Here is a 16,592-nt window from a genome sequence, read left to right as displayed (position 1 = left end):
CGTCTCAACTCTCCTATCCTAACGTTGGCAGCGTCTTAAAGAATTCTGCAATCGGTCCGAGCGCCAGCGCCGGCAGGAACGTGAGCGCGCCCACGACGAACACAATGAGAAGCAAGAGGATGATAAACATCGCGTTCGATGTGGAGAGCGTACCGCTCGAAGCCGGGATCAGCTTCTTTTTCGCAAGGTTGCCGCCCAGGAAGATCACCGCCACCATCGGGATGAACCGGACGAGCAGCATAACCGTTCCAATTCCCATATTGCTGTAGACCGTGTTTGCGTTAAAGCCCGCAAACGCGCTGCCGTTGTTGCCCGCGCCGGACGTGTATGCGTAAAGCAATTCGGAATACGCATGCGCGCCCGTGTTGGTAAAGTCGTCCGTGATCGTCGGCACGAAGGTCGAAAGCGCCGTGCCAAGGAGCAGGCAGAGCGGCGGTGTCAGGATCACAAGGCACACCATCTTCATATCGAACGCCTGGATCTTTTTGCCAAGATATTCCGGTGTGCGCCCTACCATCAGGCCCGCGATGAACACGGTGAGGATGGCGAACGCCAACATTCCGTAAAGGCCGCAGCCCACGCCGCCGAACACGACCTCGCCAAGCATCATCAGGAACATCTGGATGCCGCCCGCGAGCGGTGTGTAGCTGTCGTGCATCGAGTTGACCGACCCATTCGAGGCCGACGTTGTCGCCGTCGCCCACAGGGCCGATGTGTCCACGCCAAGGCGCGCTTCCTTGCCTTCCATACTGCCGGACTGCGCAACGCCGTCAAACTGCGGCGCAGCCACGTTTTCGCTCATCGTCATTCCGATGAGGGCAAGCAGGAAGATGACCAGCATAACGATGAAAATCGCGCGTCCCTGCTTGGAATCCTTGACCGCCCGTCCGAACGAGAAGCACAGCGCCGCCGGGATAAGCAGCAGCGACAGGCATTCCACAAAGTTTGAGAACGGCGTCGGGTTTTCGAGCGGCATCGCGGAGTTGACCCCGAAGAAGCCGCCGCCGTTGGTGCCGAGCTGCTTGATGGCAACCTGGCTTGCTGCCGGGCCCATCGGGATAATCTGCTCCGCGCCCGACTCCAGCGTCGTCGCGTGTACATAAGCGCTGAGGTTCTGGATTACCCCCTGCGAAACGAGCAGCAGCGTTACAATGATGGAAAGCGGGATCATCACATAGTAGGTCGCCTTTACGAGGTCTACCCAGAAGTTCCCGATCGTTCTCGATTCCCTGCGCTGGAAGCCGCGGATGAGCGCGAACAGCACCGCGCATCCAACCGCGGGCGACACAATGTTCTGTACCGTGAGGCCTGCCATCTGCGTGAGGTACGAAAGCGCCGATTCCCCTGAATACGCTTGCCAGTTCGTGTTGGATACGAAGCTGGCCGTCGTATTGTACGCGAGATGCGCGCTCGTGCCTTCGATCCCCTCCGGATTAAAGGGCAGGTAACCCTGCAGCATATTCAGCGCGAACAGGATCCCAAACCCAAAGAGTGAGAAGGTAAGCGCCGAGAGCGCGTACCGTCCGGCTGTCTGTTCTTCCTCCGGGTTGATGCGCATGACCTTGTAGGTGAAGCGTTCAAGGGCCGCGATAGGCTTCCATGTAAGCTTCCCCGTCATTACCTTGTAGATGTAAATCCCGAGCGGTATTCCAATACCGATCAGGGCAATCACATATACGATGTCTTGAATCACCCCGCTGCTCATAGCTTCTCACCTTTGAATAAAACACAGAAAAGATAGCCGAGCATAGCGAGCATCGCTATGCCCGCAACAACCATAACCGTTCCCATAGTTTTATCTCCTTTTCCCTAAATTTTGTCACAGGATGATTATAATTTGTTTCCCGTAAATGCAGTGTTAAGATGGGAGGGACGGTGTTAAGACAATGTTAAGATTGCTTCGGCCAGATTTGCAGGCACATTAAAAAAACCGCCTTCCAGCGGTTTTATCGCACACTTTTTCTTGTTATGTGTTGAATAAATCGACGCGGAATTTGGTTTTATCTCCACGGTAATGCGCCACCGTATATTCCAGCGGCACTTCGTCTTTATTATAACTAAGGGTCGTGGTAAGCTGCACAGGCGCGCCTTTCGGTATTCCAAGAAGTTCGCTTACCTTTTTGCCGCACGCCACCGATTCAATCTGCCGCGTGACGTGCATCACTTTGGTCTCGTTTTTCTGAAACAGGAAATGGTAAAGGCCATATTCCGCAATCTGGTCCGGCCCAATGTCAAGCAGTGCGGCGCAGGCCGTCGAAAGGCATACCTCGTCTACTACCATCGGTTCGTCGCTTGCATACCGCAGGCGCTTGATATAAATGATCTCGCCATCCTCCGGGATGCACAGCTTCTGCCTTGCTTCTTCCCGTTCAGACGCCGGGATCACCTTCATTTCAAGGATTTCCGTCTTCGGTACAAACCCAAGAAGCCGCATCTCTTCCGCATAGGAAATAATGGACTGCATAAACTTCTGCTCCATCTTGGGCCGTGAAACAAAAGTGCCCCTGCCCTTGTCCCGCTCGAGGTAGCCTTCCATAACAAGTTCAGTGATCGCCTGGCGCACCGTTGTCCTGCTGATGTCGAACTGTTCGCGCAGTTCCGTTTCGGTAGGGATATAATCGCCCGGTTTGAGACGTCCCGCCTCAATTTCCTTGAGGATAATATTCTTTAGCTGAAAATACATAGGTACGGGCGTGTTTTTATCGATTATCTCACCGCTAAACATCTCAGACTCCATTTCAAAACACATAGATTTTTTGTGTTTGTGCCAAACAATATTTTTATTGTTTATTTATAGAATACCTAAATTCTTTTCTTTCGTCAATAAGCACAAAAGGGCCTTCCTCTGAAGCGGAACGGCCCTTTTTATGCGTTTTGGTCGGAACTATTCCCATCGCCCAGTTTATCCATTCAGGATATGGTATGCATCAGCCGAACAAACGAGGCCCGCCCCCGCACGAAGCATATCCTGTATTTTTTCCATGGAATCGATTCCCCCGTTTGCGATTATCTCGAGTTTCCCAGCGGCAGCCTCTGCAAGCGTCCTTATGTCTTCCGGTCCGGGCATTTTGATATCGTAGGGAGCAAACCCCGTGGATGCCACAATCCCGCGCGCCCCGGCCCCCGCGGCCATTTCCACAACCTCTTTTTTCTGCCCGTCCGTCATGACCGCCGCTTCCATTATGAAATAGACCGGCTTTTCCCCCGCGGCGGCAGCCATCGCCTCCATTTCCGCACGGCACTCGTCTGCATAGCCGCTCAGGTAGCGTCCAACCGCAAGAACCGCATAGATCTCGTCGAACGCTTCGCCCGAACAAAGCAGGTCTTCGATTTCATGTACCTTTACCGCCTGTTCATAGGCTCCCGAAGGATAAGAGACCCCTACCGCAACCCGGATGCCGTCCGTCCTTGTCCTGTTGACCACGGGCAACGAGGACGGGAGAACAAAGATGCGCTCCATTCCCTTGGCCATTGCGCCGAGCACCAAGCGTTCGCAGTCCGCATCGCTGGTTTTATAAGCGGAAGCATTAGTGTAAACGATTTTCTTTTCGATTCCGTTCATGATTGTACACCTCCGGTATATAGGGCAAATTGCCGGTTCAGATATGCTTCTACAATTTCAAGCGAACTTGCCGTATGGATAATTTTGCATCCAAGCTCCAAATATTTTTCCACCGCCTCGAGCGTGCGGATATTGCCCGACGGATGAATGTCGAACCGGTGCGGGAAATTGCGGTTGATGAGCTCCACTTCTTCGTAGGAAACGCCCAGCTTTGTGCCCGGATTTACTTTGATAGAGTAGACCCCCGCGTTGTCAAGCGCTTTGCAGACTTCCACGATCTCAAGGTCGCTCATCAGCGTTGCGGGGATTACAAAAGCGTTTTTCAGGAATTTTCCATCGAATTCCTTATTGATCGCCGCCGCTTCCTTCTCCACATCACGATAGCGTCCTGAAAAAATAGCTTGCCAGTCGATGCACACGCAAGTATCCCCGATGCCAAGGTCCAGCATGCTTTGAAGGCCGTAGAGCTTTTGTTTCAGCGTCATTCTTCCCATCGGGTAGGACACTGCCGCATGCAGCGGGACTTTGCCCCCCGTGACCTCCTGGACCATCCTCGCGTAATTGGCTTCAATATCGAACGCGAGCGTCATAAATCCACTGTCAAGAAGCCGTTGCAGCGTATCCAGAACGTCTTGTTTTGTTTTTGCCACTCCCTGTGTGCCAAAATGGCATCTTGCCACGAAGGCCCGTCCTTCATCCTGTAATCTTTTGGCAATTACAGGATCCTTCACTTTGCTCCAGTCAAACATCTTTTCCCTCCAAAATAACTATTCATACGCATCATGCGCATTCTTTACAATGGCATCCATCCATATTTCCCAGACCGCCCGGCGCCTGCCCCGGTTTCTTTTCCCTAAGCAAGGCCATAGATCCGCGCTATCTCCACATAAGCTGCGTCGAGCTGGTCGTGCAGCTTTTTATACACTCCATATAAATCGTCATAAAGCTGCCGGTTTAAAGGATCCGGCAGGTATTCCCTTCCGGTATGGACAGTTTCCTGTACCGCTTCTTCGGCGGAAGACCATATCCCTACCCCAACGCCAGCCATAATGGCCGCGCCCAACGCCGTCGTTTCGGAATTTGCAACGGTCAGGACCGGCAGGTTGAAGATATCCGCTTTGATCTGATTCCATGTATCTCCATTTGCAGCCCCGCCGATATGGCGTACGTGCCCGAGCGCTATATGTTCCTGGAAAATATCCAGGAACCGTTTCAGGCCAAAGGTCACGCCTTCCATCACAGCCCGCGCCATAGACGCAATATCCGTGCGCAGCGTGATCCCGAGCATCGACCCTTTCGCAAAAGCCGACCCGGTCGTCCGTTCTCCCAAAAGGTACGGGAAAAACAGCATTCCTTCCGCGCCGGGCGGCGTTCCATCGGCCAAGCGGTTCAGGTAATCGTAAGCGTCTTCCCCTTTTTGCGCGGCCGCGCGCATCTCTTCTTTGGCACAATTGTCCCGCAGCCAGCGGTAGCATACGCCCGCCGTATCGAGCGAAGCATAGCTCAGCCACGAACCGTCAAGATAGCTCAGGTTGGTAAGCCGCGGGTCCCGGATCGCTTCCGGCGAAAAGATATCCATGCCGGTTCCCGTCCCGGTAACATCCGAGCAAAACCCGGGCTTTACGAGGCCCGTGCCGAGCATGCCGCACACCATGTCCCCACTTCCCGCGACAACTGGCGTTCCTTCCGCGAGCCCCAGCTCTTCGGCCGCTGCCCGCGTTACCCGGCCCATTACCTCGCAGGATTTTACAACCGGAGGCATTTTTTGGACATCCACCCCAAGGATGTCCGCCGCTTCCCCCGACCAGTCAATGGTCTTGCAGTCCAGAAGGAAGGTTCCCGACCCTTCGGAGGGATCGATGGCAAATTCCCCCGTCAGCCTGTAATTCAGATAAGCGTTCGCTACGAGAAACTTTTCTGTCTTTTCATATTGTTCCGGCTGGTTTTCCCGGATCCATTTGATCTTCATCCCCATCAGCTGTGGAGACGGCGCATTGGCAGTCAATTCATACATCCGTTTTTTTTCGGCGCCGCTGAAGCGGATTCCCCCGGTCCGCTTATCCGAATAGAGCTGCGCTTCTTCATTTGAAAGCCCGCCGTCCCTGCCAATTCCAACCGTCGCATGCATATGCGCATCCGTTCCTATACCGGCGATCTCGCCCGGGGAAATTCCCGTTTTTTTCAGGACTTCATTCGTGCATTCCCGGATCCTGCTCCACCATTCAAGCGGGTTTTGGGCTGCCCAGTCGGGTTTTTCCCGATGGGTCGCCGTGCTGCGCGTACTTTTTGCCACAATGTTCCCGTGTTCGTCAAACAGGCAAACCTTTGCCGACTGTGTGCCAAGGTCCATACCGAGCAGATATCTCATTGTCTCTTCCTCTCCGTTCATTTTTGCGCTGGTCAGCTTGCCGTATGCGCCTGCCGTTCCATGATCAAATCCTGCGTAACCTCATCCGCACTGAAAAATCCCCGGATCACTCCTTCCCGCAGTACGATCACATTGTCGATCGCCCCGAGCAGTTCCGGCATTTCGGAGGAAATGAGGATCACTGCCACGCCTTGCCGTGCAATCGATGCGATAATCTGGTGGATTTCCGCTTTCGCGCTTACATCTATGCCGCGCGTCGGTTCGTCAAGGATCAACACCTTGGCGTCAAGGGGCATCCACTTCCCAAAGGAAACCTTTTGCTGGTTGCCGCCCGAAAGCTCTCCAACGTTCTGCTTATCGCCCGCACACTTGATTTTAAGCGCACGGACTTGGTCCTGGCTGATCCTGGACTCCTCTTTTTCAGAGATAACCCCAAGCTTATTGCTGATCACAGGGTAGGAAGGAAACGCAAGGTTCTCCCGTATTGACATGAACGGGATAAAGCCTTCCTGTTTCCGATCCTCCGGCAGATAGAAAATCCCTTTCCGAATCGCATCCGCAGAATTTTTAATGGTGATTTCCTTCCCGTCCAGATAGATCCTCCCGGCGTCATACTGATCGAGTCCGAACAGGCAGCGTGCTATTTCCGTGCGCCCCGCGCCGAGAAGGCCGCTGAAGCCAAGCACTTCTCCCTCTCGTACCTCAAATGAAATATTTTCAAATACGCCGTCCCTACTTAAGTTCTCTACCCTGAGAACAGTCTTGCCAAGTTGGTTCCTTTCCCTTGAAAAGATATTACTCAGCTCGCGGCCTACCATCATTTTGATAAGCTGCGGCTCGTCGATTTCGTTTACTTTTGCGGAGCCGATATACTGGCCGTCCCGCAGGACCGTGATGGTTTCGCAGATATCGAAAATCTCCTGCATCCGGTGGGAGATATAAACGACGCTTACTCCCTTTGCCTTCAGGTTGCGGATTACATTGAAAAGGTATTCCTTTTCATCCTCTGTAAGCGCGGACGTCGGTTCGTCCATGATAATCAGCCATGCCTTTACCTTCAATGCCTTGGCGATTTCTACCATCTGTTTTTCGCCCACCGTCAAATTCTTGACGGAGCGGCGCACATCGATGTCGAGCCCCATGCCGTCGACGACCTTCTGCGCCTCTTTTTCCATTGCCCGTGTGTTCACAAAGCCGCCCGTCCGGATCTCCTGCCCAAGGAAAATATTCTGCGCTACCGTGAGCTCGTCGATCAGCGAGAATTCCTGGTGGATGATCGAAACCCCAAGTTCCTGTGAACGGAAGGTAGTGCCGATGCTCACTGGGATCCCATTAAGATAGACCGTGCCGCCGTCCTGCCGCATTTCGCCTGCCAGGATCTTCATCAATGTTGACTTTCCCGCGCCGTTTTCCCCCATCAGGGCATGTACTTCGCCCTGGCGGAACGTGACCGAAACCTTATCGAGCGCCTTTGTCCCCGGGAACACCTTGGTGATGCTGCGCATTTCAAGGATGTTTTCCGCTTCATTCCCATGCACCGAGGCCACCGCTTGGCGGAAGCCGTCTTCCGCCGGTTCTTCCTGGTCAAATTCTTCCGTATCTTCTATTTCCGGCACCATGAGTTTCGCCTTATAGTTGGTGCTCATCGTGTCGAGCAGCACCGCCCCGAGTACAAGCAGCCCTTTTACTACATAAGTGGCAAAAGGCGTTACATCCGGGATGATACCCATACCATTTGTAATAATACCCACAAGGATCGCGCCAATGATCGTCCCTTTGAGGTTGCCGATTCCTCCCACCAGCGACGTGCCGCCCAGGATGACGGCGGTAATAGCGTCGAACTCCAGGTTTATGCCTGCCTGCGGCTGTGCCGAGGAAAGCCGGCCCACAGTAAGCACCGCGCCGATCCCTGCCATAAGGCCGCTGATCCCATACACCTGGATGATCCGTTTTGGAACGTTGATGCCCATGGCCCGCGCCGCCGTAACATTGCCGCCCACAGCGTATACATCCCTGCCAAACCTTGTTTTATCGTTTATAATCGTGCCGATGACAAAGATCACGATCATAATCACAAGCACAAAAGGAACGCCGACCTTTCCGATTGAGATAATGTCGCCTTGCCCGAGATATTTGTATACCGGGTCGGAAATGGGCAGCGACAGCCCTCCCGTTAAGAGGAGCGCCAGCCCGCGGGCGACCGACTGTGTGGCAAGGGTTACGATAAAAGCCGTCAGTTTTAGTTTTCCGATAAAGAAACCATTGAGCATCCCCATCAGCACCGCCGCAAGGAGCGTGACCGCAATGGCCACAAGGGCATTTTCCCCAAGGGCGTTATACGCCATAATCCCAACCGTTCCGGCGAACACCAGGATTCCGCCGACCGAAAGATCAATCCCGCCCGTGAGTATTACATAAGTCATGCCACAGGAGACGATCGCAATCACAGCCGTTTGGCGGATCAGGTTAAAAATGTTCTGGAACCCGTTGTCAACGCCGAGGAAATTCGGATTGATGATCGTAAACACAACGCCCAGGACCAACGCAACCACAATCAGCATGATATATCGGGAACCGCCAAACAACAGTCTTTGAACTACATTGGTTTTTCTGTTTTCCATGTTTGATGTAACCTGTGCCATAATAACAACTCCGTTAGTTTTCTTTTTTTGTGCGGCAGCAGACTGCTGCCGCACCATTTCCTGCATCCTGTTGAATGACCCCGGATCAATAATCCTTAAATTCGTTTGCTACATTGTCGAGATAGCTAAGGGCTTCTTCGGGGGTGATGATGTCATAATCGTCATATGTTCCATCCGCTTTCATCAATTCCTGTACATCCGTGGGAATAATGGAATAGGTTGGCATATATTCATGTGTTTCCGACGTCTTTCCGGTCGCGAGGTTATAGCAGTAAAGCGCTGTCCAGTACCCTGCGCGGTATCCGTTGATCAATGCGTCCGTTACGAGCGGCCCATCGCTGCCCATGATTGCCACACAGTCTCCCAATCCGTCGTTTGCCGCAATCAGGATATCCTTTCCGTTGCCTTCAATCATATCGACAATCGCCGGAACGCAGTCGTCGAACACTACGAACACCGCGTCCATATCCGGATAGGCGGTCAGCCAGTTTTCAAAGATCGCGATCCCTTGGGTTGGGTCGAGTTCGCTTGGCTCTTCCGCAACCAATTCGATATCCGGATATTTATCGAGCATTGCCTGGAATCCCGCTTTTCTTTCCTCGCTTGCGGCGTTGCCCGGAGTCCCGGCTATGAAACCTACCTTGCCCTTGCCGCCCATCTTGGCCGCAAGGCCCATGCACGCGCCTTCAAAGATGCCTTGGTGGTCGAGCATTGCATTGTAGGTTGTTACCGAATCAGGCGTCTTCACTTCGTTGAACAGGGAGACCATCGTGATTCCCGCTTCGGCGCCTTTGGTAAACACATCTACAAGCGCTTCGGAATCGATCGGGTCCGCGATGATGACGTCGACGCCTTCCTGGATAAAGTTCTCGATGTGCGCGATTTCCTGCTCGAGGTTTCCTTCGCAGCTCTTGAAGGTTACTTCAAATCCCCTGTCGTCTGCCGCCTGCTGCGCCGTTTCCATAAGGTTCGCGTAGAATGTATTCGTGAAATTGAGCATCACGTAACCTACGCGGATTTTTTCCCCTTCGGGTTTCGCTTCCGCAGGGGCGCTTTCTTCCGTATCTGCCGAAACGGACGCAGATGCCTGCGGTTCGTCTGCCGGTGCGGCAGACCCGCCTGCATCCTGGGCCGGCGAGCATCCTGCCATCAGGACCGCTGCCATCAGGACTGCCGCGAGTACCAGTGCGATTGTCTTTTTCATTTTGAATCCTCCTCTTTTTTATTCTATGATTTATAAAAGGCTCAGTTCGCCATTTTATACGCTTTCATTTTTTTTATCTCTTTTTTTTCGCTCTGCTTCTGTATATAGGCGGCCAGCGCGCCTACCACAAGAGCCACGATAATCGCCGCGCCTTTGAAAAGGTCGATCGCCGTCGAATTGACCCGCAGCAATGTGCATGCGTTGGTGATAACGCCGATCAGGATAACGCCCACAAGCGTGCCCCATACGGAGCCTTTTCCGCCTACGATACTGGCGCCTCCGAGAACGACTGCCGCAATGATGTCCATCAGCAGCGAGTTCCCTGTAATACTGCCGCTGACCGTCGTGAGGCGTACGCCGAGAAGGATCGCCGCCATCCCGACAAAAGCGCCCGCCACGGTATATACCCAGAATTTGTAAAAAGGCACGTTCACGCCCGCAAGTTCCGTATTCTGGACGTCTGCCCCCATGGAATAGGTGTAGGTTCCAAGGACCGTTTTGCGCAGCAGGATAAATCCGACAAAAATCGCGGCCACCATCAATACCGTTGGCAGGCTTACCGGCCCTACCGACGTATTATTGAGCGTCTTGAACATCGCGTCGTCAAGCGCAACGCGCTTTCCTTCGCTGATGATGTTCAGGAAGCCTTGGGCAATCGACATTGTGGCGAGCGTTGCCACGAACGGGATCAGCTTTGTTTTAGTTACGAGGAAGCCGTTCAGCGCGCCTACGCCCGTGCAGATTGCAACCGCTGCGAGCATTCCCGCCACCGGGCTTTGCGTGGCCTGGTAGGCCGCACCCATGGTAACCGCGCCAAGCGCAATGCTCCAGCCTGCCGATAAATCGATTCCGCCGGAGATAATGACCAGCGTCATTCCAACCGCGGCAACGCCTACCGCAGAATACTGGTGAAGAATGGTCCTGAAATTGTCCACACTCCAGAATACCGGATTAATGCTTCCCACAACGATGCTGAATCCGAGAACAATTACGACCAGCAAAAGCATTTCCCAATTGACCGTAACGCGTTTTTTTAATTTTTCCTGAGATAACTTTTCCATTCTTCCATCTCCTCAAAATTGATTCGCTGTTTTGTTATTTTGCAAGATACCCGCCATCCACCGGGATCACCGTACCGCAAAGATAGTCGGACGCCGGTGACGCCAGGAAAACAAAAGCTCCCTTAAGGTCCCTCGGGGCCGCCCATCTTCCCGCAGGAATCCGGCTCGTTTTATTTTCTTTATATTCCCTGTCTTCGCACAGGTTCGCCGTCATTCCCGTTTCCACAAAGCCCGGCGCTATTGCGTTTGCGTTAATCCCGTATTTTGACCATTCATTGGCCAGGGCTTTTGTAAACTGCATAATCGCCCCCTTGGACGCGGCATATGCGCAGGCGTTCGTGCCGCCGAAAAAGGAGTTCATGGACGCAAGGTTAATAATTTTTCCATACCCCTGTCCGACCATATACCGGCCTGCATATTTACAAAGGGAGAATACGCAGTTCAGGTTTAATTCAATGACTTTATCCCATGCTTCGTCCGGAAATTCGAGGATCGGGTCTTTATGCTGCAAGCCCGCGTTGTTTACCAGGATGTCAACTCCTCCAAGGAGGCCGACTGCCTCTTCAAACCCGCGCTTCCGGTCTTCACGGTCAAGAAGGTTGCATTGCACGCCCCGCGCCTGCGGGCGCAGGTTTTCCGGCGCTTTTTCCACTTCCGGGTTCACGTCGAGAACCGTAATTTTTGCACCCGCATCACACAGCGCTTCCGAGGCCGCTTTTCCAATCCCGGAATAGCCGCCCGTTACGATTGCCCGTTTCCCGGTGAGATCAAAAATTCCCATTCCGTTTCTTTCTCCTTGTGCTATAATACAAATGTCTTGTTTTATCCTTTTTTAAAAGACAATACAGTATAAAACCCTAACCTATGTTTTCCGATAATCTTATTTTGTTGCATCTTCTTTTGAGTTGTGGCAGTTTCAGCCGGGACTATAGCGATATCGCGTTATCATGTTATCACTATGTCATAACATAAGCTTTACACAGAATATACCCTACATTTTTTTCTTTGTCAATCTTTTTTTCAATTTATTTTCAAATTTTATCTGATTTTTAATAAAGCACGAGCTCTACGATCTTTGCAAGACTGTCCGCCATATATTCCGGATGATACATTTCTTGGAGCGCAGCATAATCCTTTTCCCATCCGAATTCGTGGCAGAGGATACAAACGTCCATGCCGCATTTTCCTGCCAGCCGGACGTCATATTTGGTATCTCCAACGTAAAGCGTCCTGTCGGCGGCGGCCCTGAGCGCTGTAAGGACATCCTTGCAGCGGCTTTCTTTGTTGATGGAATCCGTTTCCGCGCCGCTTGCAATATCAAATAACGCTTCCGCATGGTTCCGGCGGATGATCTCTTCTACCAGGGCCTGCTTGGAATTGGTTACAATTCCGGTTTTGATTCCCGCGTTTTTGAGGCGTTTCACCAGTTTAAGTCCACTGGGTTCAAAAACAACCTGCTCCAGCAGGTCGGCCGCGTGGGTAACGTAATAGGCGTCAAATTCCCGAATGATCCCGGGCTGGCATTCCCCGGGGATATGGCAGCCGTTCAGTACATGTTCAATTGTATTCCCGATGTTCCGTTTGACCTGTTCCCTGTCCACCTGGAACCCTTGATTCGTCAAAAAGCGGTACGTTACCTCGCTGTGGAACGCAAACGAATCCACCAAGGTTCCATCCAAGTCAAACAGGACAGCCTCGTATTTTTTCTGCATTGTTATGAACCGAATATTCTGTGCTTTTTGTGACATGCGCGCGCCCTGCCGCCGCGCCGCAACAGGGCTGCTGCGGGCAGGATAATCCTGCCCGCAGCAAAACAAAACTGCTATTTGTTCTGGTTGAATCCTGCGGCGATTTCATCGAGCTTTTGCAGGCGTTCGCCCGCAATCGGTGTATCAAACACCTCGCTGATAACCTGCGTCCAGCCATGGATGAAATAGGTCCAGCCATCCTCAATGGTGAGGTTACGCTCTTCCTGCTGTTCCTCTGCCTGGTGCATAAAACGAAGGTCGCCGCGATAGTTGATTTCCCATACCAGAGCGTTTTTGGGGAATTTCGCGTTGTCTGTAAGCGGGCTGCCCGGCCTGTCTTTTCCAAGGCCAGTCGCGTTGATGACCAGCGAACCTTCGGGCATTTTATGCAGTACCTCGTCGTTCTGGCCCGGTTCGGGGGTAAGGTAATAGGCAAACTCAATGCCAAAGGGATCGAGTTTCGCGTTGATCTCTTCGATCTCCTTCAGCCTCGGCTTGGAACGGTTGGCAATCACGATTTTTGCGGGATAATTTCCGGCAAAGTCTTCGCGCATCAAATAGGAGCACATGGAAATCGCGCTCCCGCCCGCACCCATGATGAGCACGCCGGCCTGCGGATGTTCTTTCCAGTAATGTTCCGGTACGAAGTGTTCCAGCGCAAGCCCGCTTGAGATCGGATCCTTTGCGTGGCCGCACAGTTTATCCCCGCGTTTGGAGATAGAGGACAATTCGTGGAACATCTGTGCGTACGGATCGAGATATTCAAAATATTGATGCGCCGCGTTGTACAGGTCAAGCTTATGCGTGGTGACAAGGGCGCCGAGGGAAAGCGGATCTTCCTTGATAAACTTTACTACGTCAACGTACTCCTGCGGATCTGCATGGATCGCAATATCGATGCCCTTCATGACCGCATCCTTGAGCCCAAGGGCCTTCGCCCATTCCGGGAAAACTTTCATGATGGAAGAGCTTCCCGTCGTGACCCCGATAAAATACATCGTTGGTTGTGTTGCCGGTTCGTATTTCGCCATTTTTCCTTCTCCTTTTTGTTTCAATCAAGTTATATTCAATATACCCTTCGGGTATGTCCGGGCCGCGGTTCAGATGTTGAGCTCCACGACAAATTCGTTCCGGTCTCCCCGAAATTTGGAAACCGTAAATTCTACGGGTACCCCCTGCGCATTGTAGCTGATGGATTTTGTCATTTGTACGGGCGCCCCCCTCTCGATGCGCATCATATCCGCCTCATATTTTCCAGCCGCAATGGCGGTGAGGCTTCTTACCGAGCGGACAGCCTGCGTTTCGGCCGCCTTATCCAAAAATTCGTAAAGCCCGCAATGTTCCATATCTGTTTCCAGCGCCGCTTTGCAAAGAGGCAGCGGGAGATAGCTCTCCGAAATAAGAATCGGTTCTTCATCAACATAACGAAGGCGTACCAGTTTCACGGCCTGTGCATGCTCTTTCATTTGGAGGGCTGCCGCCGCTTCCCGGGAGGCCCGTTCCATGGCCAGCATCAAAACCCTGGTTGTCGGCACCATGTTCTGCTCGCGCACCAGTTCGTGCGATGCCTGGATCCTGCTTATAAACGCCTGCTGGACTTTCGGCTGCGCCACAAAAGTTCCCTTGCTTTTGACCCGGTATAAATATCCCTCCATCACCAGTTCGCCGATTGCCTGACGGATCGTTGTGCGGCTGATCCCGAACATTTCGCTGAATTCCGCCTCCGTGGGGATTACGTCGCCCGGCTTAAACCGTTCGTCCCGGATCGCTTCGAGAATAATCGTTTTGAGCTGGTAATACATGGGAACGGGTATATTTTTATCGATATGGTCGTTTTGAAAAGGCATACAACGTCTCCATTTTTCTTATGCAGGCATACTGTGTTCGTAATGTCATTACATAACAACAATAAAAACGTATCATATTTTTCATGGCGTGTCAACAGGATTTATTTCGTCCGAAATCCCTGGGCCGGTTCCCGTCCGGCTTGCTTTGCGCCCCGCGCATACAAAAAACGCCCGGCAGAAGCCGGGCGAATGGGTCCTTACAGTGCCGACGTATAGCGGTCCAGCACACAGTTTACCTTATCTTCAAGAAGCTCCTGCGCGCGTTTGCCGATGAGGCCCGCGCGTATGCGTTCATACTGCACGGGCAGGTATTGGCTGATGAGCGTGAGAGGAATATCCATCCTGCCGGTATTTTCCATCAGCCGTTCGATGGAGGCGTGGACTTCCGGGTTTGTGAGATAATACCGCGAACGGTCTGAAAAACTGTATTTGCGTTTGATTTTCTGCTGCTCTGGGGTGCCGTGGTAATATTTGATCCAATAATTCGGTTCCGCCGTGAGCATAACCCGCTCGAGCGTCTCTGCAAAGTTTGAAGGCTGCATCCCCGGGTATGCGGCAATCAGTTCCTGTTCGGCCTGTTCCAGCGCATACAGCCCTTCGCGGTACACGAACGTCAGCTCCGGCCCCACCTTGAGGATGCCCACGCCGGAAGCTACCATATCTTTGAGGTTTGCCGCCGTCTGGTAATCCGACGAATGGCTTTCAAACGTTACCTTGCCATATCCGGCCGCGGCCTTTGCAAGCGCCTGCGCTTTTTCGAAATCAAAATCATGCACGGCTTCGTCCGAAAATTCCACCCCGATCTGCGCGACGACGCACTTTACGTCGTCCCATACCTGCGGCAGGCTTGCGGCGAGGAATGCCTCCCGGTAGCTGTCGAGCGTGTGCACAAGGCTTTCCGGCTTCGTAACCTCAAGCTCTTCCTCATCTTCCGTACCGCCGGGCACGGGTACCTCGCTGCCAATGATGTAAACAGGGCGGTAGCTCCACGGCGTATCGCCCGCCGACTGTGCATATGCTTCCTCGGAAACCTTTGCCAGTTCCACCGCGCGGCGCGTGCTTACTTCGTCTGCAAGCGGGCGGTCCTGCGGATCGGAGGCGAGGCGCATGCTGGTGTCAAGGTGTATCTTGCGGAACCCTGCCTTCACATATTCGCGCACAAGCTCCCGCGAATATGCCATTGCCTCTTCCTCGTCCTTATCCTGCATGGTAAACGGCCCAAGGTGATCGCCGCTCATCACGACCTGCCCAAGGTCCATTCCCACCTCTTTTGCGATCCGTCCGATCATGCCGGCGTAATCTGCGGGCTTCATGCCCGTATATCCGCCGAACTGGTCCACCTGGTTCACGGTCGCTTCCACCAGAAACGGCCGTCCGTGCTTTTTTGCGTGTTTCATGGCCACGCGAATCACGAATTCATTCGCGCATGTCACCGAAAACTGCGGGGCAAACGTATCCGTGCCCACCGCAAGCGCTTTTTTCAAAGGATTTTCTTTCATTTCTGCCTCCTGTTTATTCAAGATTCGCGTGGTTTTCGAACATCTCTTCCGAACTTTTGCCGGAAAGCTCCATCATACGCACGATGGTCGTATCCAAAAACAACAGAAGGCTCTGCTCAAACAGCGAACCCATAGGCTGAACCGACGTCACGCCCGTATCTTCTTCCGATTTGGACGTGGGCGCGTTAATCCATACCGCGCAATCCGACATACTGCCAATCGCCGCCTTGGGATAAATGGTTACTGTGGCAACCTTTGCGCCAAATTTTTTCGCCTTTTTCACATGGGAAACGAGGCTTTCCGTTTCGCCCGAGCCGCTCGCTACTACAAGCAGGTCGCCTTTCCTGATTGACGGCGTAGTCACATCTCCAAGCACGTAAACCGTTTTTCCCATATGCATGCAGCGCATGGCAAACGCGCGCACCATCAGCCCGCTGCGTCCGCAGCCTGCCAAAAATACGCGCGGCGCTTCATATACCATTTGTGCAAACGCCGCCGCCTGTTCCTCATCGATCTTTCCAAGCGTTCCCCCGAGTTCCGAGAGTATTGCCTCTGTTCTCGCATCCATTCCGCTTACCGCCTTCCATAGTATTTTGCCCTGCTTAAACTCTTCCTGTTTAAAATCATATCATCCGCATATTTTGTTGTCAATTGCATATTT

Annotated in this window: 15 protein-coding genes; all 15 read right to left on the bottom strand. The window is 52.9% G+C overall.

Going from position 1 to position 16,592, the window contains the following annotated elements; all coding sequences use genetic code 11:
- Positions 1-13: 13 nt before the first annotated feature.
- The 15 genes from kdpA to hxlB all read right to left on the bottom strand — a co-directional run bounded on the left by kdpA (position 14) and on the right by hxlB (position 16,499).
- On the bottom strand, positions 14-1,705 hold the full coding sequence (kdpA, locus tag H8S18_RS09375) for a potassium-transporting ATPase subunit KdpA (RefSeq protein WP_186858045.1): 1,692 nt from the start codon (positions 1,703-1,705) through the stop codon (positions 14-16).
- The gene (locus H8S18_RS15090; RefSeq protein ID WP_186858044.1) at positions 1,702-1,791 is read right to left on the bottom strand and encodes a potassium-transporting ATPase subunit F; all 90 of its coding nucleotides are present in this window, start codon (positions 1,789-1,791) and stop codon (positions 1,702-1,704) included. Before H8S18_RS15090 ends, kdpA begins: the two co-directional genes overlap by 4 nt.
- 175 nt (positions 1,792-1,966) lie before the next feature.
- Positions 1,967-2,725 (bottom strand): GntR family transcriptional regulator, encoded by a 759-nt coding sequence (locus tag H8S18_RS09365; RefSeq protein ID WP_186858043.1) that lies wholly within the window; start codon positions 2,723-2,725, stop codon positions 1,967-1,969.
- Between the two features lie 177 nt (positions 2,726-2,902).
- The gene (locus H8S18_RS09360; RefSeq protein ID WP_186858042.1) at positions 2,903-3,562 is read right to left on the bottom strand and encodes a beta/alpha barrel domain-containing protein; all 660 of its coding nucleotides are present in this window, start codon (positions 3,560-3,562) and stop codon (positions 2,903-2,905) included.
- The gene (locus H8S18_RS09355; RefSeq protein ID WP_186858041.1) at positions 3,559-4,311 is read right to left on the bottom strand and encodes a hypothetical protein; all 753 of its coding nucleotides are present in this window, start codon (positions 4,309-4,311) and stop codon (positions 3,559-3,561) included. The genes H8S18_RS09360 and H8S18_RS09355 overlap by 4 nt, the downstream gene beginning before the upstream one ends.
- Before the next feature lie 104 nt (positions 4,312-4,415).
- Positions 4,416-5,930 (bottom strand): xylulokinase, encoded by a 1,515-nt coding sequence (locus H8S18_RS09350; RefSeq protein ID WP_186858040.1) that lies wholly within the window; start codon positions 5,928-5,930, stop codon positions 4,416-4,418.
- A 32-nt stretch (positions 5,931-5,962) separates the two neighbouring features.
- On the bottom strand, positions 5,963-8,572 hold the full coding sequence (locus tag H8S18_RS09345) for an ATP-binding cassette domain-containing protein (RefSeq protein WP_186858039.1): 2,610 nt from the start codon (positions 8,570-8,572) through the stop codon (positions 5,963-5,965).
- 85 nt (positions 8,573-8,657) lie between these two features.
- Positions 8,658-9,776, bottom strand: coding sequence for a sugar ABC transporter substrate-binding protein (locus H8S18_RS09340; RefSeq protein ID WP_186858038.1), 1,119 nt, complete (start codon positions 9,774-9,776; stop codon positions 8,658-8,660).
- A gap of 41 nt (positions 9,777-9,817) precedes the next feature.
- A complete protein-coding gene (locus H8S18_RS09335; protein WP_186858037.1) occupies positions 9,818-10,837 on the bottom strand; it encodes an ABC transporter permease in 1,020 nt (339 codons plus the stop codon).
- A gap of 34 nt (positions 10,838-10,871) precedes the next feature.
- Complete coding sequence (locus H8S18_RS09330; RefSeq protein WP_186858036.1) at positions 10,872-11,618, bottom strand: SDR family NAD(P)-dependent oxidoreductase; 747 nt, start codon at positions 11,616-11,618, stop codon at positions 10,872-10,874.
- Between the two features lie 268 nt (positions 11,619-11,886).
- Positions 11,887-12,585 (bottom strand): HAD family hydrolase, encoded by a 699-nt coding sequence (locus H8S18_RS09325; RefSeq protein WP_186858035.1) that lies wholly within the window; start codon positions 12,583-12,585, stop codon positions 11,887-11,889.
- A gap of 74 nt (positions 12,586-12,659) precedes the next feature.
- Entirely contained in the window at positions 12,660-13,616 is a 957-nt protein-coding gene (locus tag H8S18_RS09320) for a shikimate dehydrogenase family protein (RefSeq protein WP_186858034.1), read from the bottom strand.
- 69 nt (positions 13,617-13,685) lie between these two features.
- Positions 13,686-14,432 (bottom strand): GntR family transcriptional regulator, encoded by a 747-nt coding sequence (locus H8S18_RS14840; RefSeq protein ID WP_186858033.1) that lies wholly within the window; start codon positions 14,430-14,432, stop codon positions 13,686-13,688.
- 197 nt (positions 14,433-14,629) lie between these two features.
- Positions 14,630-15,931, bottom strand: coding sequence for a class II D-tagatose-bisphosphate aldolase non-catalytic subunit (locus H8S18_RS09310; protein WP_186858032.1), 1,302 nt, complete (start codon positions 15,929-15,931; stop codon positions 14,630-14,632).
- Positions 15,932-15,944: 13 nt separating this feature from the next.
- Positions 15,945-16,499, bottom strand: coding sequence for a 6-phospho-3-hexuloisomerase (gene hxlB / locus H8S18_RS09305; protein ID WP_186858031.1), 555 nt, complete (start codon positions 16,497-16,499; stop codon positions 15,945-15,947).
- Positions 16,500-16,592 lie beyond the last annotated feature (93 nt).

Origin of the sequence: Christensenella tenuis, from assembly GCF_014287795.1 — a bacterium.
In the GTDB taxonomy this organism is placed as follows: domain Bacteria; phylum Bacillota; class Clostridia; order Christensenellales; family Christensenellaceae; genus Christensenella; species Christensenella tenuis.
The sequence above is the reverse complement of the archived record's forward strand: the minus strand, read 5'-3'. Positions and strand labels throughout refer to the sequence as shown.

What these genes read in the sequence shown, in the direction of transcription:
- kdpA (WP_186858045.1), bottom strand. Translation starts at nt 1,705, where the DNA reads ATGAGCAGCGGGGTGATTCAAGACATCGTATATGTGATTGCCCTGATC.
- H8S18_RS15090 (WP_186858044.1), bottom strand. Translation starts at nt 1,791, where the DNA reads ATGGGAACGGTTATGGTTGTTGCGGGCATAGCGATGCTCGCTATGCTC.
- H8S18_RS09365 (WP_186858043.1), bottom strand. Translation starts at nt 2,725, where the DNA reads ATGTTTAGCGGTGAGATAATCGATAAAAACACGCCCGTACCTATGTAT.
- H8S18_RS09360 (WP_186858042.1), bottom strand. Translation starts at nt 3,562, where the DNA reads ATGAACGGAATCGAAAAGAAAATCGTTTACACTAATGCTTCCGCTTAT.
- H8S18_RS09355 (WP_186858041.1), bottom strand. Translation starts at nt 4,311, where the DNA reads ATGTTTGACTGGAGCAAAGTGAAGGATCCTGTAATTGCCAAAAGATTA.
- H8S18_RS09350 (WP_186858040.1), bottom strand. Translation starts at nt 5,930, where the DNA reads ATGAGATATCTGCTCGGTATGGACCTTGGCACACAGTCGGCAAAGGTT.
- H8S18_RS09345 (WP_186858039.1), bottom strand. Translation starts at nt 8,572, where the DNA reads ATGGCACAGGTTACATCAAACATGGAAAACAGAAAAACCAATGTAGTT.
- H8S18_RS09340 (WP_186858038.1), bottom strand. Translation starts at nt 9,776, where the DNA reads ATGAAAAAGACAATCGCACTGGTACTCGCGGCAGTCCTGATGGCAGCG.
- H8S18_RS09335 (WP_186858037.1), bottom strand. Translation starts at nt 10,837, where the DNA reads ATGGAAAAGTTATCTCAGGAAAAATTAAAAAAACGCGTTACGGTCAAT.
- H8S18_RS09330 (WP_186858036.1), bottom strand. Translation starts at nt 11,618, where the DNA reads ATGGGAATTTTTGATCTCACCGGGAAACGGGCAATCGTAACGGGCGGC.
- H8S18_RS09325 (WP_186858035.1), bottom strand. Translation starts at nt 12,585, where the DNA reads ATGTCACAAAAAGCACAGAATATTCGGTTCATAACAATGCAGAAAAAA.
- H8S18_RS09320 (WP_186858034.1), bottom strand. Translation starts at nt 13,616, where the DNA reads ATGGCGAAATACGAACCGGCAACACAACCAACGATGTATTTTATCGGG.
- H8S18_RS14840 (WP_186858033.1), bottom strand. Translation starts at nt 14,432, where the DNA reads ATGCCTTTTCAAAACGACCATATCGATAAAAATATACCCGTTCCCATG.
- H8S18_RS09310 (WP_186858032.1), bottom strand. Translation starts at nt 15,931, where the DNA reads ATGAAAGAAAATCCTTTGAAAAAAGCGCTTGCGGTGGGCACGGATACG.
- hxlB (WP_186858031.1), bottom strand. Translation starts at nt 16,499, where the DNA reads ATGGATGCGAGAACAGAGGCAATACTCTCGGAACTCGGGGGAACGCTT.